The organism is candidate division WOR-3 bacterium, assembly GCA_039801085.1.
In the GTDB taxonomy this organism is placed as follows: Bacteria; Hydrothermota; Tepidihabitantia; order Tepidihabitantales; family Tepidihabitantaceae; genus JAOABP01.
Genome location: JBDRTY010000001.1, coordinates 65,238 through 84,944, shown reverse-complemented (window position 1 = coordinate 84,944; position 19,707 = coordinate 65,238). Strand labels below are relative to the sequence as shown.

Annotated in this window: 17 protein-coding genes and 1 tRNA gene; 8 read left to right on the top strand and 10 right to left on the bottom strand. The window is 56.6% G+C overall.

Annotation, left to right across the window (positions count from 1 at the left end; all coding sequences use genetic code 11):
• Positions 1-249: 249 nt before the first annotated feature.
• Positions 250-2,145 carry a DUF2723 domain-containing protein gene (locus ABIK48_00395; protein MEO0020620.1) on the top strand — a complete coding sequence of 632 codons (1,896 nt, stop codon included), beginning with the start codon at positions 250-252 and terminating at the stop codon, positions 2,143-2,145.
• Here ABIK48_00395 and ABIK48_00390 read toward each other — a convergent pair.
• Genes ABIK48_00390 through ABIK48_00375 form a run of 4 tightly spaced genes read right to left on the bottom strand, consistent with a single transcriptional unit; the run spans position 2,139 to position 6,628 of the window.
• Complete coding sequence (locus tag ABIK48_00390) at positions 2,139-2,828, bottom strand: small multi-drug export protein (GenBank protein MEO0020619.1); 690 nt, start codon at positions 2,826-2,828, stop codon at positions 2,139-2,141. The genes ABIK48_00395 and ABIK48_00390 overlap by 7 nt on opposite strands.
• Positions 2,829-4,802 (bottom strand): vWA domain-containing protein, encoded by a 1,974-nt coding sequence (locus tag ABIK48_00385; GenBank protein MEO0020618.1) that lies wholly within the window; start codon positions 4,800-4,802, stop codon positions 2,829-2,831.
• A complete protein-coding gene (locus tag ABIK48_00380) occupies positions 4,786-5,754 on the bottom strand; it encodes a hypothetical protein (protein ID MEO0020617.1) in 969 nt (322 codons plus the stop codon). Before ABIK48_00380 ends, ABIK48_00385 begins: the two co-directional genes overlap by 17 nt.
• Position 5,755: 1 nt before the next feature.
• Positions 5,756-6,628: a Rossmann-like and DUF2520 domain-containing protein gene (locus ABIK48_00375; protein ID MEO0020616.1), complete on the bottom strand. Its 873-nt coding sequence runs from the start codon at positions 6,626-6,628 to the stop codon at positions 5,756-5,758.
• 84 nt (positions 6,629-6,712) lie between these two features.
• On the opposite strand from ABIK48_00375, the gene ABIK48_00370 reads away from it, so the two are divergent.
• From ABIK48_00370 to ABIK48_00355, 4 genes are all read left to right on the top strand, one after another.
• Positions 6,713-8,338, top strand: coding sequence for a C25 family cysteine peptidase (locus tag ABIK48_00370; GenBank protein MEO0020615.1), 1,626 nt, complete (start codon positions 6,713-6,715; stop codon positions 8,336-8,338).
• 174 nt (positions 8,339-8,512) lie between these two features.
• Positions 8,513-9,073, top strand: a complete 561-nt coding sequence (locus tag ABIK48_00365; protein ID MEO0020614.1) for a hypothetical protein — start codon at positions 8,513-8,515, stop codon at positions 9,071-9,073.
• Positions 9,070-11,208 (top strand): hypothetical protein, encoded by a 2,139-nt coding sequence (locus ABIK48_00360; GenBank protein ID MEO0020613.1) that lies wholly within the window; start codon positions 9,070-9,072, stop codon positions 11,206-11,208. Before ABIK48_00365 ends, ABIK48_00360 begins: the two co-directional genes overlap by 4 nt.
• A 62-nt stretch (positions 11,209-11,270) precedes the next feature.
• Positions 11,271-12,377, top strand: a complete 1,107-nt coding sequence (locus tag ABIK48_00355; protein ID MEO0020612.1) for a PilT/PilU family type 4a pilus ATPase — start codon at positions 11,271-11,273, stop codon at positions 12,375-12,377.
• A 71-nt stretch (positions 12,378-12,448) separates the two neighbouring features.
• Here the strand turns inward: ABIK48_00355 and ABIK48_00350 are convergent, their stop codons facing one another.
• The 6 genes from ABIK48_00350 to ABIK48_00325 form a co-directional block, all read right to left on the bottom strand.
• Entirely contained in the window at positions 12,449-13,147 is a 699-nt protein-coding gene (locus ABIK48_00350; protein ID MEO0020611.1) for a hypothetical protein, read from the bottom strand.
• 6 nt (positions 13,148-13,153) lie between these two features.
• Positions 13,154-13,543: a DUF5683 domain-containing protein gene (locus ABIK48_00345; protein ID MEO0020610.1), complete on the bottom strand. Its 390-nt coding sequence runs from the start codon at positions 13,541-13,543 to the stop codon at positions 13,154-13,156.
• A 36-nt stretch (positions 13,544-13,579) separates the two neighbouring features.
• A complete protein-coding gene (locus tag ABIK48_00340) occupies positions 13,580-14,122 on the bottom strand; it encodes a hypothetical protein (GenBank protein ID MEO0020609.1) in 543 nt (180 codons plus the stop codon).
• Positions 14,119-16,746: a valine--tRNA ligase gene (locus ABIK48_00335; protein ID MEO0020608.1), complete on the bottom strand. Its 2,628-nt coding sequence runs from the start codon at positions 16,744-16,746 to the stop codon at positions 14,119-14,121. Before ABIK48_00335 ends, ABIK48_00340 begins: the two co-directional genes overlap by 4 nt.
• Positions 16,747-16,824: 78 nt before the next feature.
• Complete coding sequence (gene accC, locus ABIK48_00330; protein ID MEO0020607.1) at positions 16,825-18,162, bottom strand: acetyl-CoA carboxylase biotin carboxylase subunit; 1,338 nt, start codon at positions 18,160-18,162, stop codon at positions 16,825-16,827.
• 33 nt (positions 18,163-18,195) lie between these two features.
• Positions 18,196-18,888 (bottom strand): VTT domain-containing protein, encoded by a 693-nt coding sequence (locus ABIK48_00325; GenBank protein MEO0020606.1) that lies wholly within the window; start codon positions 18,886-18,888, stop codon positions 18,196-18,198.
• A gap of 209 nt (positions 18,889-19,097) precedes the next feature.
• On the opposite strand from ABIK48_00325, the gene ABIK48_00320 reads away from it, so the two are divergent.
• From ABIK48_00320 to rpsT, 3 genes are all read left to right on the top strand, one after another.
• Positions 19,098-19,259 (top strand): hypothetical protein, encoded by a 162-nt coding sequence (locus ABIK48_00320; protein MEO0020605.1) that lies wholly within the window; start codon positions 19,098-19,100, stop codon positions 19,257-19,259.
• Between the two features lie 62 nt (positions 19,260-19,321).
• Positions 19,322-19,394, top strand: a tRNA-Phe gene (locus ABIK48_00315).
• A gap of 30 nt (positions 19,395-19,424) precedes the next feature.
• The gene (gene rpsT, locus ABIK48_00310) at positions 19,425-19,682 is read left to right on the top strand and encodes a 30S ribosomal protein S20 (GenBank protein ID MEO0020604.1); all 258 of its coding nucleotides are present in this window, start codon (positions 19,425-19,427) and stop codon (positions 19,680-19,682) included.
• The last annotated feature ends 25 nt before the right edge of the window (positions 19,683-19,707 follow it).

The window sequence follows — 19,707 nt, the reverse complement described above, 5'->3', positions numbered from 1 at the left end:
CCAAACAGCAGATCTGTCTTTCCACCTCGTTTTTATTGGTTCCTGATGGGGTTAATTTCACATCTTTTTAATTTTCAACCAGTTATGCCATACACCCCCGTCAAGGGGGGCTAGCCCCGGGCAGGGGTGGGTATTGCTGTCAGGTCAGCACCGGTGTCTTAATCTCCGCCCGGTCTGTCTCCAGACCAGAAGCCAACTATCCGAATGGCTTTCCCGTTGACATCGGGCGCCCCCCGGCTAAACTTCCTTGTGCTGAAGACCGGCATCTTACTCCGCCGTTATCTTCTGCCCCTTTCTGCCTTCCTTCTGCCCTTTGCGCTGTATTTTGCCACCACTGCCCGTGATATCTTCTGGCTGGATTCAGCCGAGTTTGTGGTCGTAACCGCAGTCAACGGTCTGGCACATCCACCCGGGTATCCATTACTTTTATGGATATTAAAAGCTGCTTCCCTGATACCGGTTCTGTCCCTGCCCTTCCGCCTCAACCTGATCTCCAGCCTGTTTGCTGCCGGTTCCTGCCTCATTCTTTTTCTGTTGCTGGACCGGCTGACCCGTAATCCTGTCGCCTCCCTGCTGGGCGCACTGGTCTGGGCGGTATCCTGGGAGTTGTGGCAGCAGGCAACCGCAATTGAGGTCTACAGTCTCCACACCCTGCTGATTGCCCTGCTTCTGCTCCTGGCAACTGTCCATGCTCAGACCGGTTCAATCCGGAGTCTGCTTTTAATCTTTTTCCTTCTCGGACTGGGCATCGCCCACCACCTCTTCATCATCTTCTGGATTCCGAGCCTGATGGTCATCGCCATTACCGGTCCCAAACGTCCGCTCCTCCGCTCCCTTCCTGCGGGTATTGCACTCCTGCTGCTCGGCCCGCTGCTCTATTTCAGCCTGCTCTTCCGTGCTCAGGACCTGCCCGGCTGGGCAGGAGTTCACAGCCTCAGTGACCTGCTGGTTTATGTTACCGCCCGGATTTACCGCTACCGGTTTCTTGCCGGTGGCACCGGTTACCTTGCCACTCAGCTGCGCGATCTGCCGAAAATGCTCCTCCAGCAGTTCACTGTCTTCTGGCTTTTGCTCATCCCCGGTATCATCGGCATGCTCAAATCCCACCGGCGACTGTTATGGGGCTTTTTTACAGGAATTCTGACTGCCGGACCTGCGGTCCTGCTTTACAACATTCCGGACAAAGAGGGTTACTTTCTGCCGGTCTGGTTTGTCTGTGCTTTGCTCATCGGTTACGGCATCCACGGTCTTTCGCGGGTAAAACCGATCCCGGTCACCATTACCATCGCAATCCTGACCGTTGCCCAGACGGTTTACTTCTACCCGCGCCAGGACCGCTCGCACCTCACCAGCCTCACCGACCTTGCACAGACGGTAAATGCGGAACTGCCAGAGAACGCGGTCCTGTTCACTGATGACTACAGTCTTTTCCACGGTATCAACTGGCTCAACCTCAAATCCAGACCTGAAGACCGGATTTTGGTCGTCAGCCAGTATCACCTGACCCTGCCCTGGTATCTCAGACAACTTATGCGGAATCTGCCTGTGCCCGAGGCAGCGGTTGCGGCTGCTGAAAACCTCTGGACCGCTCCGGTCCGGACCAGTGACATCCGGTTTGGTGAGACTGCCCGCCGGACTGCGGAGGAAATCATGGCAGACCTCATCTCGGGTCTGAAGGGAAAAAGGGCATTTTTCTTCTCTCAGAACTTCACCACCCTCCTGGAAAACTGGCAGGGCTGGCGGGTTAAATTTAACGGCTTGACCTATGAATTTCTGCCCGCAAACGACACTCTGCCCGCACCGCCGGAATCGCTGCACCTGCCCGGACCGGAGCGGTATCAGACCTCCCGGTTTTACGACCCGTTAACCGTTGATCTCTGCCGGCGCTTTGCTGCCACGGTGAACCGCCGGGGTATGCTGAAATATGCCCGGGGCGATGCTGGCGGTGCAATTGCCGATTTCAACCGGAGTCTTCAGTATTATCCGGACTATCCGGCAGCAATTGAAAACAAGGGTCTGGTGTTTGCCTTTGAGGGCAAACCGGACAGCGCCCGGCACTATCTCCGCCGTTTTCTCGAACTGGAACCGAACTCGCCCGAAAGAGAAAAGGTGAAACTGATCCTTGGCCGGCTCGGCAGCTACTGATCTCCGGTCCTGAACTTTTCTGACCGGCGGCGTGCGGAAAGAAACTGCTGAAGAGTAATTATTAAAATCAATAATGCCGCAACCGCCGCACCCCACCACCTGAGCAAGGACAGCGCGGTGACAATGACCGCTGCCATCAGCACCCCGAGAAAGATACCCAGCAGTGCCCGGAAATAGGACATTCCCAGCAGCACCGCTGCTACTGAACCGGTCCAGGCACCGGTCATCGGCAAAGGTATGCCCACAAAGATCACCAGCCCCCAGAACTCAAACCGTTCAATCACTCCGCTCCGTTTTCTTGTCCGCTGAAACAGCCAGTCAAAGAACCGCCGGAAAACAGCAATATGCCCGAGCCACTCCACCGCCTTTTCCAGCAGAAGCACCACCAGAAAAATCGGCAGCATATTGCCACCGATTGCCAGCAGGAGTGTCTGCCACAACGGCAGTCCGAAAAGGTTGTTGCCGATCGGCACCGCCCCCCGCAGCTCCACTATCGGCAGCATTGAAACGAGTAATACCACCAGCTGGGGACTCAACCCCCGCGCTCCCAGCCACTCCGCAATCCGCTCCCCGCTGCCAGCATAAACCAGCGCCGGAACAGCCATCAGCAACAGAATCCCAAACAGTCTCCTGCACCCCGTTTTCAGCTCCGATCCGCTCTTCAACCCCTGAACCATGCTCATCTAATACAACCCCTTTCTGCGTCTTAGTAAAAGCTCAACCCCGAACAGCACCGCCATCAGCCCGAACCACCAAGGCAGACTTCTCGGGTCCAGGACCAGCCGGCGCTGATAACCCCGGGTCCTGATCCCTTTTATCAGCTCGGGAGCCAGACTTTCCGCCGGAACAAACCAGCCGTTCCCTGCCTGAGCGATCCGCTCCAGCAAACCGCGGTTCAGGCCGAGCCGGACCAGCTCTACACCCTGCTCATCAACACCCCAGTCAACCCCGGCAGTGCCCAGAACCACCCCCTCCTGACGCACCTCGGCAACCGCATGGTGACTGCCCGGAGCAGAACCCTGGATCGTCGCCTGATATATCCCTGCTCCCCGTTCTACCATCGGCACCCAGATACCACCAGTATTAACCCGGATCCGCACATCCAGTCCCTCCCAGCAGTCTCCCCCCGGACGCCGCGCCCGCAGTTGCAACCGCACCGGTTCGCCCGCCAGATAGCTCATGCGGTCGGTTTCCAACACAAACCGGTTCGTATCCCGTTCCGCCAGATAACGGCTCACCCGGTCAAGAAATACCGCCAGCGGTGACTCACGACCAAAGGAAATTTCCGGCAGAAAACCCCAGCGCCAGAGCGGATAACCACCAAAATAAACCACTCTGCCCCTGCCCCGCTTGCCGGCGACAACCACCGGCTTGCCGTTCTCCCCTGCCTGAAGCCAGACCACAGCACCCGCATCCGGAACCCCGGTGATCAGAGTGCTGAACGGCGGCAGAAGATTAAAATCAATTCCGCCGGGTCCAAAAATCCCGGCAATCTCGGCATCACTGGTGGACACCGGTGTGAAACTGCCCTTCAACACCGTCCATTGCGATACTGGTAACATCCGGCTCAGCACCGGTCCGATAGCATTATCTACCCCCGCGACAAAAAGAAGACCGGCACCATCTCTGATCTGTGATTCCAGCCACTGCCACCAGACCCGGTCCGGCTCCTTTTCGCTGACCCCGTCAAGCAAATAAACATCGCCTGCTGGCTCCTTTCCGGTATCAAGACTGCCGGTAAGGGAAATCACTGTCTCCAGACTTACCCTGGGATTCTGCCGGAGCAGGGCAAGAATAAACCTGGTATTGGGTCCCGGGTTATTTGTAAAGTAAACTACCCGGACCCGTGCCGGCTGCACCTGAACCAGCGCCTGCGCCCGGTTATCCCCAAAGGTTATTTCTCCGGGCAAACTTTCCACCCGGACCGGGATCACTTTTTTCCCGGGCTGGTTGAAAACCACCGGAAACTCCAGCTCCTGCTCTGAGAAACCGGCACCGGCGATAACTATCCGCTCCTGTCCGGCGACCTCAACCCGCACCGGCAGATTTTCCCGCAGTCCGGAACTGAGCAGATGGATTCGGATGTGCACCGTATCTCCGGCATAAACAAGACCCGGCAACTCCAAATCCCGGACACTGAGATTGTAACCGGCATATTGACCGAACCCTACCACATAAACCGGCACCTGCGCCTGTTTCACCACCGCCATCGGACTCAGGTCGCCGTTGTCCTGACCGTCACTCAGCAGCAGCACTGCTGCCGGTCTGGAGTTAAAAACCAGTTCCAGCGCCCGGCCCAGCCTGGTGTGCTCATATATTCTATTGGGATCGATCCCGGCATAGACACTGTCGCCAAAGCTCCAGAACTGCGGTTTCAGACCCCGGGGCAGGAATGAACCTATCTGCCCGGCAATCTCCAGCGCCTGGCTGTCTGCCCTGACCGCCTGCATACTCTTGGAACGATCAACCAGAACCGCCACCCGGTGCGGCCGCTCCTGCCAGGCGAAACTGACAATCTGGCCGGTGGCTATCAGCAAAAACATCACCAGCACCCCCAGCCGTAAAACAAAAAGTCCCGGCTCACCTCTCGGATGCAGCAGCCCCCGATAGGCAAACAGCACCAGAACCAGAAGTATGATACTAACGGCAATACTCATTGATCATCCGGGGCAGACTTTCCGGCAACATCATCAGTTCCAGACTCTCGCCTTCAGTATTAAACTGGATTTCAGGGGAAATAAGCTCTGCCCTGCCGTTATAATCGGTATCACCGGCAGCAAATACCGAATAAACTCCGGCTCGGAGTTTCACACCGAAGGAACCATCGGCGAGAATCGGTGCCAGCGCCCGCGTTTCACCCTGGTTAAAAAAAACCGCTCCGGAACGAACCGGTTGACCATTAAAAACCGCCCGCCCCCGGACCCTGACGCCGGCAAACACCGTCTCTGCACTCCAGGCGGTCCAGGCAGACATCCGGCAGGAATTACTCTCCAGATCCGGAATTCCAGGCAGGAGAAGAAAATAAAACTCGTTACCGGGCAGGGACTCCCGGCAGACCAGCCGGAACTCCTGCCAGCTCGGCTCCCATGACTTGACAAACAGCGTTTCCGCAACCCGGGGCACAATCAGATAATTTACCGGTGCGGTAGTATCCACCGGTTCGCTGAACCGGACCGCAATCCGGACCAAGCGCAACATCCCCTTTGATTCCGGTGCCGGCTGGACCGCAACTACCTGCGGCGGAATGGTGTCAATCCGGTTTGACCCCCGGAAACTGGCACGAAACCGGCCTGGATTACCCGCTGCATCCCAGATTACACCCCTGAGCAGATAATTTGCTGACCGCTGAGGTTCGGTCCAGATCAGCACACTGGACCGCTGTCTGCCGACAGACACACCTCTGACCCTGAGACCGGAAATGCTGATACTTTCCGGCTGAAACCGTGCCGGGTCAATATCCTCATCAAAAATCAGCTCCACCTGCACCCGGCTCCGCGCATCCACCTCCACCAGCCGGGGCGGAAACCGGTCCGGACTGGGCGGAAGCATCTTCTTCGCACAGTTTGAGGTAACGAGAACCAGCAGTGCCAAAACCACAGAACATCTCATTTCACCCTCCTTTTTTTCCACCGCGCTTTTTCTCTTGCTCCGCCCTGAGCATCTGCCTGAGCCATGAGGTCAGAATCCGGTAGACCGGAACCGCTTCGGGCAGATGCTGTTTCAGCATCCGGATATGGGTGCGAATTGTACTCTGATCACCCCGACGCACCGGTCCGGTCAGACTGGAATAAGGACCATGAGTGAAAATATTATTCAGCGTCGTTTGAACCAGCGGTTGCAGAATCCGGCGCGCTGCTGCGGGAGCAAGACCAACCCTACTGCCTATCTGTTCAGCAGCATAGAGAAGGGCATTGAGAAAATTAGAGCTGAACACGCACATCGCATGATAAAGCGGCCGGTTCTGCCCCTCAACAATAAACCATTTCCCCTTCAGCGCCCGCACCAGGCTCCGGCCGAAACTTAATCCGCCCGCACTGCCATCAAGGGCAAAAAAACTGCCTGGCAGACTACGGACCACCTGCTCATCACTGACAAAGGTCTGAACCGGATGCAGAGCAAGGGTTTCCAGCCCCAGCTCCTCGGCACCGGCAAAAAGCTCCCTGCCGAATGCACCGGCACAGTGCACCAGAACTGTGCCCGGTCTGATTTTACTCCTCACCTGCCGGTAAATCCGGGTAATCTCCTGATCCGGAACGGTAAAAAAAAGCACATCGCTTCCCAGAACCACTTCTTCGGGCATCCGGGCAACTTTGACCTTCATTCTCCGGGCGATAATGCGCACCCGTTGACCATTAATGTCATAAATGCCACTGATGCGATAACCGGAACGCAGACAGTGAAACAGCAGAGTAGCGCCTACCTTCCCGACGCCGATGAAACCGAGACGCTCAACCTGCGCCCTCTTCCGAATCTTCTGCGGCATATCCCTCAGATAATACCGATTTGACATCCGTTTGGCAAGAAAGTATAATTTTATACAAATGGCTCGGTTGAAAGGAGTCCCGAAATGAAAAAGTATCTGTTTTTCCTCAGCCTGACCCTTACCGCCCTGGCTTTTGCCGATGAGGGGGCAAGGTATCTGATTATTGCCACTGACGCCCTTGCTCCAATCGTTCAACCGCTGGCTGAATGGAAGCACTATTCCGGAATGCAGTGCAAGGTAGTAAAACTGTCAGAAATCGGCGGCGCGGATACGAATGCAATAAAAACCTACATCCGCAACGCCTACAACAACTGGCCGGTCCGGCCCGAGTATGTCCTGCTCGTTGGTTCGCCCAGCGCCCTGCCGGCACGATTCTACCGCATCCAGCAACAGTACGGTTACTATTCCGACAATATCTATGGTGATATCAACAGCGACCTTTATATGGACATTCCGGTCGGCAGGTTTCCCGCAAAGTCTGCCCGGCAGTGCAGTGTCATGGTCTTCAAAACCCTTGCCTATGAAAAAAGCCCGGACCTGACCGACAGCCTGTGGATGCGCAGATTAACCACCGTCATCCGAGAAAACCAGGATTCAGATGATACGATTTACTGGAATGACATCAGAATTGCTGCCAGTCTTGCCGGCAGTAACAACTTTGTCAGTTGCGATTCACTGTCTTACTTGCGTGGTAACAATGCCAACGATGTCGTAAACTCAGTTACCAACGGCACCGCCATGGTGCTTTATCGGGGTACCGGAGTCAGTAACTGGTATGAACCATTTGCGGTCAATCCGGCATTAACCAGCAACGGCAGCAAACTGCCGATTATCCTTTCCATTACCTGTGAAACAATGACGCTGGCGCCCGGCGAATCAATGGTCGGTGATGCCTGGGTCAAGGCAGGCACACCCGCCAGCCTCAAGGGTGCGGTCGCATTCTTCGGTAACACGCACTCGCTCGCATCCAGTAATCTCACCGTGCGCAAAAGAAGTGCGGTCGCCCGGGCATTTTTCAAGACGGTGTTTCAGGAAAACAACTATATCCTGGGCAAGGCGATGATTCGGGCAAAGGATTCACTCTACCGGGCATTTGCCGATGTGGCGGAATACCGCGGTTTCAATCTCCTGGGTGATCCGGCGCTGGACATCTGGACCGATACCCCGCGCCATCCGCTGGTGGAGCATCCGGCAGAAATCCCGCCTGGACCTCAGGAGTTCCCGGTTTTCGTTTATCTCAACAGCCAGCCGGTCAGGAACGCCCTGGTCTGCGTCTCAATGGACACAACGGTATATGAATATGGCTATACCGACAACTCCGGACTGGTGGTATTCAACATCAACCCGCCCGACACCGGCAGTCTGCGGCTGGTGGTTACCGGGCACAACCTTTATCCCTATGACACGCTGATACCGGTCCGGCTCACCGCTGTTACCGAACAGCCCCCAGCTTTCAGAACCGTCAACCTGACCGCCATCCCCGGCACATTTATCACCGGTACCCGCTTTTTCTGGTCACCAGCAGAACTTCCAACCGATATCACCATCTATGATGCGAGCGGCAGACCGGTAACCGAAATCATTCATGCCCGCAGTGGAGTTAACTGGGATGGCACCGACCGGAATGGCAGAAAATGTCCTGCAGGTATCTATCTCTGCCGGCTCAGCATCTCACCCGCAACCACAATCAAACTTTTAAAACTGAAATAAAACTGCGACGAATTCCCAGGGGTGTCGTTGACACCCCTTTTTTCTTGACCTCATGCAGGTTATATCTATTCTTAATTAGATATTTGAATGGCGAAGAGTAAACCGCGTCTTGAGGGCCTTGCAGAACTGGGCTCAAAGCTCAGACAATTGCGCCTTAATGCGGGCATTTCGCAGATGAAACTGGCTGAAATCCTCGGGCTCAACCCCACTCACGGGTATAAGTACATCCTAAGGCTGGAAAAGGGCCTTGTCCCCAACCCCACACTCCGCACGATAACCGGGTATCTCCAAGCCTGCAATGCCGGCTGGCAGGATATCGCCGATATCATCACAAAAATCAGGCTTGCAGCCCGCGGTCACGAAGAACAGCAAAAGGGAAAACCATCATTAACCGCAACACCTCCATTAGCCGAATCAGCTCCCCTGCCCGCTGCCACCCCGTCCGTCCTTCCCTCCACATCGGAGCTTGCCCAGGAAAAATTCTGGCAGCTCGTGGACCAGGCTGTTGACCGCGCACGCACTCAACTGTTCGTTCCCAACCCTTCACCTGTTACCTGGCGCACCATATTCACCTATATCCGTTCGGTTTGCCGCCTGATTGCCCTCTCCCCGCGAGAATCGCTGAACTCCCAGCTCGAACATCTGATTGAACTCACCACCCGCCAGGGGCTGGAACCGGACCTTCTGCTCCGACTGCAGAACATCTGTCTTGAGGTATTCAAGACCGGAAAATGAAGCATCCTGTCATCGCTCGTCTGATTCTGATACTTATAACCGGAATAACACCGGACCGGTTGTACTCGTTAACCGGTGCCGGCGATACACCAGCAGGCAGCAACATCAATATCCGGCTCAATCTGACCCGTCTGAATCCTGATCAAAACCGTATTGCTGCCGAAGCTCAAAATATCTGCTCATTGTATTCCCGCTGGTTCGGACCACCACCTGATTCTGCAGGTATACTCACGATCACCGATGGTCCGGAAGGCTCTTCTGGTTCTGCCGGATGCCAGATTCCGGTTAAGTTCTCACCCGTTCCCTTTGTCCGACTCCTGGAACGAGAACTGGCACTGGGGATCGCCCGTTACTGGTTTACTGCCGGACGGCTGTCCGAGCCTCTGTTAATGTATGGACTCCCTGCCTATGCCACCGCCCGTTATCTGGAAGCGGTTTATGGAACCAGCAACCTGCTCGACATCCCTGGCGCCTCCGCTTTCCTTTCCGGCATATCAGAACACTATCTCCACCGGGTTTATTATTACATTGCCGCCACCAACAACCTCACCTTCCCGGTTACTGAACCTCAGCCCGATACCGAATCTTTTCTCACCGATGCGGTACTCCGGGCTCAGACTGCCCTCGTCTTGAGAGCACTGGAAAAAAGGATGGGCACCGCTCTTGTAGATTCCGCCATCCGGCAATTCCGCCAGCGTTACTTGAATAATAATGGTTCTGCCGGACTTCCCGCCTTTCTTGCCTGTCTGACTGCAGTCGCCGGACCGAAACAGGAGGTTCTGATCAATACACTCTTTAACCAGAATGGGAAAAACGATCTGAAAATTTGTCGCCTGCGCCGTCAGGATCAGAATCTGTATATTGACCTTTCTGCCCGCTATCCGCTGAACCTGCCGGTCCGGGTAAAAACCGAGTTTACCGACCGGACGGTCCGGATTGACACCGTCCTGCTGAACCCCTCAGCAACCCTTTCAATTCCCGCGGTGAGAACTGTCCGCCGGATAACGCTTGATCCGGATACATCAGTTCTGGAGCCGGACCGCTGGAATAACATCTACCCCCCTCAGCTCAGCACCCGTTTCCTCTTCGCCCTGCCTGAGTTTGAATCCTACCAGCTTTTTTATGGACCATGGTTCTGGTATGACAACTACCGGGGATTCCAGCCCGGTATCTGGTTTCAGGGCCGAAGGTTCATTGATGCCGGTCCGGTGCGGGGCGCCCATAACTGGACCCTGATTCAGAATTACGCCTCAAAAAAATCGGACTGGCATACCGGAATCAGCTACCAGACACCGATTATATTTTATCCGGTGCGGCTCCGGCTCTATCTTGCGGGCGACAACTCCTTCCGCGATCGGGGTGTCAAACTCTACCTGACCTCGGAATTCAGCAGCCCCTTCCGCCTGCCCCGCACCGAGCTCCAGGTTGGCTATCGCCTCTATGAGCTCATTGACACCACCGGCAGAGACCCGCGCGCCTGGAATCGGGCGCGGATTGCCGAAATCAGATCCCGGCTCTATCGCACGCACAAAACTCCGGTGCTTACGGTTCAGCACGAACTGCTCTGCGCTCAGGGTTTGAAACCGTTTCTTTCTCAATACACTTACACCCGGATCAGCCTGATAGAAAATATTACCATTACCCCGGTCAACCTTCTGCCCGTTTCAATCCGCATCTTTGCGGGAGCTGTTACCGGATTGGTCCCGCTGCAGGAAAAATTCTATCTCTCCGGCGGACTGAGTTACACCCCGGAAGAACCGGTCTCCTGGGCTTATGAAGGTATGGCATCAGGTCAGGAGCACTGGCACTATGACGGTGATGCCAACTGCCGTGGCTATTATGGACTTTACCGCTCCGGCAGGTTTGGCTGGGGTGTTAACATCCATCTGCTCCCCCGGACCGCCTGGCGCTTCCCCCTATCCGCAATTCAGCCCTTCCTTGATTTCGGCAATGTCGCCGACACGCTCCGACTGCAGGTCCTGAGACCGGTCTTTGATGCCGGCGTCCGACTGAAACTTGGCCCTCTCTATGCAGATTTCCCCTTCTGGAAAAGCACCCCGGAACCCGGAGAAAGGCATCTCGCCTTCCGCTGGTCACTGGGGTTCAAACTGAGCGAACTGATTTCCGGCATCTGATAACGCAATTTTAAAACCTGAACCGCTTGACAGCATAAAACCGGGGGTTATAATTCAAATTGATGTCTGACGAAGAATATTTTGAGTCACTCTTAGCCGAGTGCATTCGTCGCAACGCCTCTGACCTTCATTTAACAGTCGGACGTCCGCCAACACTGCGCGTCGACGGGTTACTCCAGCCGATTGAACACTGCCCGGTCCTGACCCCGGACAAAACCGAAAGCTTCAAGAACATCGCCACCAAGGACTTGCGCCACCTCCGTGCCCAGATTGACAACGGCGGCGGTGGTGACTTTGCCCTCAACTTCAAGAACATGGCACGTTTCCGGGTTGCGGTCTACAAGCAGAAAGGCTATTTCGGACTGGCACTGCGACTCATTCCCCGCCGTATCCTTTCCTTTGAGGAACTCTTTGTCCCGACCCACCTCATTCCGCGGATCAAATCGCTCCTTGACCGGCCCCACGGACTGATTCTCGTTACCGGTCCGACCGGAATGGGCAAGACCACTACTCAGGCGACCTTTGTTGACTATATCCTGGAAAGCCCGCGGCATGTGCTCACAATTGAAGACCCGATCGAGTTCGTCCACGACCACAAGAAAGGTCTGGTAACCCAGCGCGAAGTTGGCGTTGATGTATCCAGTTTCCGTGAAGCGATTATGAAAGGGTTGCGTTCCAACCCGAATGTCATTCTCGTTGCCGAGATCCGGGATCTGGCGACCGCTGAAGCCACCATCTGGGCGGCGGAATCCGGACACCTGGTGATCGGCACCCTGCATACCACTAACGCACCGGAAACGGTCACCCGCTTCATCGACATCTTCCCACCGGAAATCCGTGACCAGATCCGAATCCAGTTCTCAATCTCGCTGCTCGCGGTCTTCTCCCAGCGGCTGCTCCTGCGGGCAGAAGGCAAGGGCAGAATCGGCTGTTACGAAATCATGATCGCCACTCCTGCAGTGCGCAATCTGATCCGCGAACGCAAAATTGAACACCTGTACTCAGCAATTCAGACCGGCTCCTCAGAAGGCAGTATGACATTTGATGCCTATCTGGCAGAGCTGTATCGGGCGGGTAAGGTCACCTACGAAACCGCGATCGCATCCGCATTTGATCCGAAGGGCTTCCGCGAACTGGTTGAGTTCGGCAGCAAGATGCGGCGGCACTGAAACGCCGCAGGTGAAGTCAGAGGTTAGGGTTACGCTCAGATTTCCCTGAAGGGTAATTTTTGCCCGGGCGGTTAAACCACTGCCCAGCGCTGACGCCGGATAAAAATTACCTGTTCGGCAGGAATCGGTTCCCAGCTGATTCCGGGCAGATTAACCACCCTTCCGGAACAGATTACCCGGATCAGCTCGCCTCTGCCCAGCCAGAGCCGCGCCGGATTGTCCTCCCGGCCATCGGTCCGGCAGACAAACGCCAGCATATCTGCCGACATCATGCAGAACGCCAGCTCCGGTTCACCGGCAAGCTGAGTCAACAGTCCATTCAATGATTCCTGTGGCTGCTCCGAATTAAATCGGTCAAAAACATAGGCAAACAGCAGCTCAGCTGCGGTCAGACCGCCGGAGGTGCGCTGCCAGCTGCCAAAAAGTGCTTCGGCCCGGGTAACTCTGCCGGCATGACAGAACATCCAGTGTCGCCCCTGCTCATAGTGGATATAGGGGGGAATACGCCCTGCTGGAGTAGAGTCCGGCAACAGCTCATGCTGATAAATAACCGCCATATCAGTCTTCAGCTCCAAGAGCGCCTTAAGCAGACCGGGCTCGCCTTTCCTCCCGGGCGAACGCACCAGTTCCAGCCGGTTGCCATGACAGTAACCCAGCCCCCATTCCCCAGCAAGCTGCTGATCCTCAACCAGCCTTGCCCCGTCTCCAAATACCGCCGCCAGAAACCATTCCATCTTGAACCTGCCGGCAGCAGCAAAAAATCTGCTCATCAGATACTATCTGATTGCTACTCTGACTCCGAACCGGTCCGGTCCCACATCCAGCCGGAGTTCCTGTTCGAACCCGAACATCTGCGCTGAGACATAAGCATCTGCCATGGAAAAAACCACGGTGGCTGCGGTCCACCAGAGAAAGGTTGTGCGCCGGTCCCGGTAATAACGGTATTTGGCGGTATCTGCTTCTGCCCGCGCCTGCTCTGCCCGCAGATGCTCCTGATAGCTCAGATAGCCGAGCCCGAGCTCGGCGGGTGCAATCACCGCCGCCTTCCAGTATCTTCCGGTATACAGCTGACCGCCGCCGGGGAAAAGCAGCGAAAAAAGCACCGCTCTGCCGGGTGATTTTACTGGCAGAGTTCGCAATGCAGAATCGCCCCCGGGCGGAAGCAAACTTACCCCAACCAAAAGAATAAAAACACCCATTAATTATCTGGGCCGGACCGCAATCTGAATCCGGCGGTTCAGCAGTGCCGCCTCGGCTTCGCGCCGCTGGGGCATCCGGGTATCACCCAGCGCCACAACCCGGACCTTCTCTGCTGATACCCCCAGACTGACAAGCCTGCGGGCGACTGCAGCAGCTGCCAGCGCTGAATACTCCCAGGAATTCTGCCATGCCCCTTTCGGTAACTGGCGGTCGCAGCTCGCAATCACCTCCACCACCGGACCTGAACCAAGCTGGGGCACAATTGTGCGCAGGATGTTTTCACCGGCAGCCGAAAGCCGCAGACTTTCCGGTGCCACAAACAGCTCGTCAAACCGGTAACTCACACTGAAGAGCGTGTCCTGAGTTTTAAACAGTTTCAGACTGTCCGCCAGCTCATCCACCCGGCCGGTCCACATTCCGACTTCCCTTTCCAGTCTGAACGCCCGGGAAGCAAGTGGCAGATAGGAAAAATTATAAAACACCAGCCCGGCACCCACTGCCAGTAGAAACAGTATCCAGCCTAAACTGCTTATAAACCCCTTCATTCCTGATATGCCTCCAGCTGGCGCAGAATCCGTTCCCGGCGGGATTGAAACTCCTGCCGTCGTTCCTGCTCCCGCTCAATCACCTCCAGCTTCGCCCGTTCAAGAAAATCAGGGCTGTTCAGACGCCGGTCAATCTCCGCAATCAGCCGCTCCAGTTCCGCTGCCTCCTTCTTCAGTCGTGCCAGCTCCTTCTGAACATCAACAATTCCTGCCAGCGGAATGAACGCCTCGCCCTCCTTGAGCACCACCACTGACGAAGCCGCCGGCCGGACCGGGCTGAAGCTGAGCCGGGAAACCTTTGCCAGCTCAGCAACCAGCCCCTCATTTTCAGTCAGAAATCGCCGAAACTCCTCATCACCGGTATTGACCACACATTCCACCTGGCTCTTTGCCGGCACCCGCATCTCTGCCCGCACCTGCCGGATTCCGGTTATCAGCTCCTGCAACCGCTCCACCAGCGCCACTTCTGCCTCATCTCCTGGCAGCGGACCGGGCCAGACTGAATCCAGAATTGAGCCGGTGCCCAGTCCCAGCCGGTGCCAGAGCTCTTCAGTGATAAAGGGCATGAACGGATGGAGCAGCTGAAGGGTGTGGCGGAACAGATGGTAAAGCACCGTCCTCACCCCGGGCTCACCGGTCCTCAGCCGCGGTTTGGCAAACTCCAGATACCAGTCACACAGGTCATGCCAGAAGAACTCATAGACCGCCTGTGCCGCCGCAGCAAAATTGTAGCCGTCAATACCACGGTTCACCCGCTCCAGCGCCTGATTAAACCGGGCGATGATCCAGTTGTCCACCGGTGCCAGACCGGATGCTGTCAGTTCCCCGCCAACTCCGGAAATGTGCGGTGCCACCAGCCGGCAGGCGTTCCAGAGCTTGTTGCAGAAATTTCTCCCCAGCTCAAACCGTTCATTCCAGAGCCGGTAGCTCTGCGACTGGCTTTCCAGATAGGCGATCGTAAACCGGCAGGCATCGGTTCCGTACTGCTCAATGATCTCCAGCGGGTCAACCCCGATCCCCTTGGACCGGCTCATCCGGGCACCGGTCTTATCCAGCACAGTGGAATGGATGTAAACATCCCGGAACGGAATCCTGCCGGTGAAGAAGATGCTGGAGAAGATCATCCGCGCCTCCCAGCGGAAGATGATGTCCGGATCGGTAGTCAGGAAGTTGGTCGGGAAAAATGTCCGGTAGTCAATCGTCTCCTCAGGCCAGCCCATGGTGGCAAAGGGCCAGAGGGCAGAGGAGAACCAGGTGTCCAGCACATCCTCATCCTGGCGCAGACTGCTCGAACCGCACTTCGGACAGCGGTCCGGGTCCTGCCGACTGACGATAATCTCACCGCACCCGCAGTACCAGACCGGAATCCGGTGTCCCCACCAGAGCTGGCGGGAGATGCACCAGTCCCGGACCCCCCGCATCCACTCCAGATAGACCTTGTTCCAGCGCTCGGGAAAGAACCGCACCTTGCCCTGTTCCACCACCTTGATCGCCGGCTCCGCCAGCGGCTTCATCCGGACAAACCACTGTTCACTTGCCAGCGGCTCAATCACCGTTCCGCACCGGTCACAGGTCCCGACCGCATGCTGATAATCCTCAATCTTCTCCAGCAGCCCCTGCGCCTTCAGATCCTCAACCACCGCCTGCCGGCACTCGGCAACCGTCAGACCCCGGTACTTCTCCGGCACGGCACCGGTCATTCTTCCGTCCTCACCGATCACCTTGAGCCGCTCCAGCCCGTGCCGTTCGCCGATCTCAAAGTCTGCCGGGTCATGTGCCGGTGTCACCTTGACCGCTCCGGTGCCGAAATCCATCTCCACCGCCGGATCACCAATCACCGGAATCTTTCTGCCGGTCAGGGGCAGTTCCAGCATCCTGCCGACCAGTGTCTGATAACGCTCGTCCTCGGGATTGACCGCGACCGCGGTGTCACCAAGCATCGTCTCCGGCCTGGTGGTCGCCACCACTAAGAACCGTTCCGGCTCATCCGCGAACGGATAACGGATATACCAGAGATGAGACTGCTCCGGCACATCCTTCACCTCCAGATCAGAAAGGGCGGTCCGGCAGCGCGGGCACCAGTTGACAATCCGCAGCCCGCGATAAATCAGCCCGGCTTCGTAATACCGGACAAACGCCTCCCGCACCGCCCGGGCACACACCTCATCCAGCGTAAACCGGAACCGGCTCCAGTCCAGCAGACAGCCGAGCCGGCGCAACTGACCCACAATCTGATTGCCGTATTTCTCCTTCCACTCCCATGCCCGCCTGAGAAATCCCTCCCGTCCCAGGTCAAACCGGGTCTTGCCCTCCTTGGCAAGCATCTGCTCCACCTTTACCTGAGTGCCGATACCCGCATGGTCGGTCCCGGGGAGCCAGAGCGTCTCATAACCCTGCATCTTCTTGCGCCGGATAATGATATCGGGCAGGGTATTGTCCAGCGCATGGCCCATGTGGAGTGAACCGGTGACATTGGGCGGCGGGATTACAATTGAAAACTTCGGCTTCGGCGATTCCGGATTGGCAATATGATACCCCTTCTCCTCCCAGAACCGGTACCACTTCTCCTCAACCGGCTTTGGGTCATAACGGGTGGGAAAATCGGAATGGTAATTTTCAATCATTGCTCAAATTATAGAAATCGCATCCCGGTGGTCAAGAACCAAAGCCGCGTGCCGTCAATCCGTTCCCGAGCCCGCCCGCTACCAGACCTCATCGAGCAGGGTAGTAGTCAGATCGGCACGGCGGAAGCGGGGACTGGACAACAGCCGGCGGTGAAAGTCAATCGTGGTCGCAATGCCGGCGATGGTCGTCTCATACAGCGCCCGCTCCATCCGGCGGAGCGCCTCGTCCCGATCCCTGCCCCAGGTAACGAACTTGGCAATCAGCGGGTCATAATTGGGCGGGACCCGGTAGCCGGGATAGATATAGGTGTCAATCCTGACCCCCTGTCCGGCAGGAAGAAAGAGATCAGTAATCATGCCCGGTGAAGGCTGAAAATCATTCTCCGGGTCCTCGGCATAAATCCGGCATTCCAGCGCATGGCCCCAGGGCCAGTCCGGATTTTCCCTGATCTCCAGCCTTTCGCCCCCGGCGATCTTCAACTGCTCACAAACGATGTCCACACCGGTAACCAGTTCGGTAACCGGATGCTCAACCTGCAGCCTTGCGTTCATCTCCATGAAGTAACAGTTCCCCTCCCGGTCACAGATGAACTCCACGGTCCCGGCATTCAGATAACCGGCTGCCCGGGCTGCCGATTTTGCCCATTGGGAAAGCCGGGCACGCAGCTCGGCACTGATTCCTGGTGCCGGACTCTCCTCCAATAACTTCTGGTGCCGGCGCTGGGCTGAACAGTCCCGCTCCCCCAGGCTGATGCAGTTCCCTTTTGAGTCTGCCAGAATCTGGACCTCAATGTGCCGGGCAGCGGCGATATACTTTTCCAGATAGAGCCGGCTGTCATCAAACGAGCGGTGCGCCTCAGCCTGACACAGGTTCCAGCCGGTTTCCAGCTCCGCCTCCTCCCGGATCACCCGCATTCCCTTGCCGCCGCCACCAGCCGCCGCCTTCAGGATCACCGGATAACCGATCTCCCGGGCGATTCTTGCCGCATCCTTGACATTGTCAATTACCCCCTCCGACCCGGGTACCACCGGCACACCGGCAGCCTGCATCCGCGCCCGGGCGGTCACCTTGTCGCCCAAGAGCCGGATCGTCTCCGGTTTCGGACCGATGAATATCAATCCCGATTCAGTTACCGCCTCGGCAAAATCGGCATTCTCGGAGAGAAATCCGTAGCCGGGATGAACCGCATCACACCCTTTGACCAGAGCCGCCGCAATCACCCGGGAGACATTGAGATAGGAAAGCTGGGCCGGCGCCGGACCGATACATACCCGCTCATCCGCCAGCTTTACCGGCAGCGAATCCCGGTCCGCCTCCGAATAGGCGCTCACCGACCTGACCCCCAGATCCCGGCACGCCCGGATGATTCTCAGGGCAATCTCACCACGGTTGGCAACCAGCACCTTTTTCAACATTGTTCATTCAGGATATCGGCTCCCCCAGCACTGTCAATTACCATCCCGGAGCCGGGCAAGCCGCAAAAGCAAATGTTCAATCCGGTGCTGATTGAGCAGGTAGCCGGCGGTAAGCAGAACAACCACCAGACCGAAAATCAGCCATTCCCGGAGTCCGAACCGGATTGCGCTGGCACCAATCCCGCACTCAATGATGTTACTCGGCAGCCGGGCAAGCAGAACCAGCAGGAGAAAAAAGGGCAGGGGAATACGGGTCAGCCCGGCAAGATAGTAAACCCAGTCGCCGATCGGATTCGGCACCAGCAGAAGAAGAAAAAGGTAAAATGTGCCCCGTTCAATCACCTGGCGGTCAAACCGTTCCAGCGCCGGTCCGGGCACAAAAACCCTGAGCAGCCTTCTGCCCAGCGCCCGGCTGAGCAGAAAGGTGATAGTAGCACCGCCCAGCACCCCGATCATGAGCCAGACAATCGTGGGCCAGAAACCCAGGGCATAACCGGCAGCAAACGCCAGCAGGTTTCCCGGCAGGGGTGCCAGCACAATCTGCACCAGCTGGAGCAGAATCGTGCCCAGCGGTGCCCAGACTCCCCAGGAGTGAACCAGCCGGCGCAGCTCTTCCGGACTGCTGAATATATAACCCCAGCGCCTCACCACCAGCACCAGAATCACAGCCACCAGCACCAGCCCGGTTAAAAGCAGAAAAACTGCTCTGCGCTGTCGCCTGTTCATCCGCTTAAAATAGTTTATTACCGCCCGGAGTCAAGCGCTAAGACCGCACCATCCTGCACTCCATATTAAATTAGAGTCTGGAAAAAAGAAAAATTCACACCCGTTTTTATGCTCAATAACCTAACTAACTGTTTTATAAATGGTTACGGAGTTATTACCCATTTTTTCTCTGGTCCCGGGGCAGTTCCCCTGACCGTATCCTTTACGCTGTGCAGGATAACATTTATCACCCTCATGCCGATTCTGATACCGGATATGCCTTTACCTCCCTGCCCCGTGCTCATTCGGCGACCGCATCCGACCCTGCAGTTGCCAGTGCCGGCACCGGCGTTCCTCATCATCAACTGCCGGCTTCTGCCGACCGGCCATGATTTCTGCTGCCACCGGCTCCAGAATTGACAAGCGGTTTCTGATGCTTAAAATTTGAGTGCGTGCCGGGATAGCTCAGTTGGTAGAGCACAGGACTGAAAATCCTGGTGTCCACAGTTCGATTCTGTGTCCCGGCATTAGTTTTGTTTAACACAAATGGAGGCTGTTTGGCAAAAAGAAGCATTTCGGTTCTGAGACAGGCGAGGAAAAATGAGCGGCGCCGGCAGCTCAACCGCACCCGCCGCCTGGCACTGAAAAAGGCGGTCAAGGCGGTTCGTTCTGCCCGGACGAAAGAGGAGGCGCTGAAGGCGTTCATCACCGCTCAGTCGGTAATTGACCGTTCTGCCAAGAACCGCATCATTCACCCGAATACCGCCAGCCGGCTCAAGTCGCGCCTGATGAAGGCGATCTCATATCTCCGTTAACCGACTCACAGGCGCCCGCACTCCG

Coding starts and splice junctions, on each gene's coding strand:
- accC (MEO0020607.1), bottom strand. CDS start 18,162: ATGTTGAAAAAGGTGCTGGTTGCCAACCGTGGTGAGATTGCCCTGAGA.
- ABIK48_00370 (MEO0020615.1), top strand. CDS start 6,713: ATGAAAAAGTATCTGTTTTTCCTCAGCCTGACCCTTACCGCCCTGGCT.
- ABIK48_00360 (MEO0020613.1), top strand. CDS start 9,070: ATGAAGCATCCTGTCATCGCTCGTCTGATTCTGATACTTATAACCGGA.
- ABIK48_00390 (MEO0020619.1), bottom strand. CDS start 2,828: ATGAGCATGGTTCAGGGGTTGAAGAGCGGATCGGAGCTGAAAACGGGG.
- ABIK48_00385 (MEO0020618.1), bottom strand. CDS start 4,802: ATGAGTATTGCCGTTAGTATCATACTTCTGGTTCTGGTGCTGTTTGCC.
- ABIK48_00365 (MEO0020614.1), top strand. CDS start 8,513: ATGAAACTGGCTGAAATCCTCGGGCTCAACCCCACTCACGGGTATAAG.
- ABIK48_00350 (MEO0020611.1), bottom strand. CDS start 13,147: ATGAGCAGATTTTTTGCTGCTGCCGGCAGGTTCAAGATGGAATGGTTT.
- ABIK48_00340 (MEO0020609.1), bottom strand. CDS start 14,122: ATGAAGGGGTTTATAAGCAGTTTAGGCTGGATACTGTTTCTACTGGCA.
- ABIK48_00375 (MEO0020616.1), bottom strand. CDS start 6,628: ATGCCGCAGAAGATTCGGAAGAGGGCGCAGGTTGAGCGTCTCGGTTTC.
- ABIK48_00335 (MEO0020608.1), bottom strand. CDS start 16,746: ATGATTGAAAATTACCATTCCGATTTTCCCACCCGTTATGACCCAAAG.
- ABIK48_00380 (MEO0020617.1), bottom strand. CDS start 5,754: ATGAGATGTTCTGTGGTTTTGGCACTGCTGGTTCTCGTTACCTCAAAC.
- ABIK48_00325 (MEO0020606.1), bottom strand. CDS start 18,888: ATGAACAGGCGACAGCGCAGAGCAGTTTTTCTGCTTTTAACCGGGCTG.
- ABIK48_00355 (MEO0020612.1), top strand. CDS start 11,271: ATGTCTGACGAAGAATATTTTGAGTCACTCTTAGCCGAGTGCATTCGT.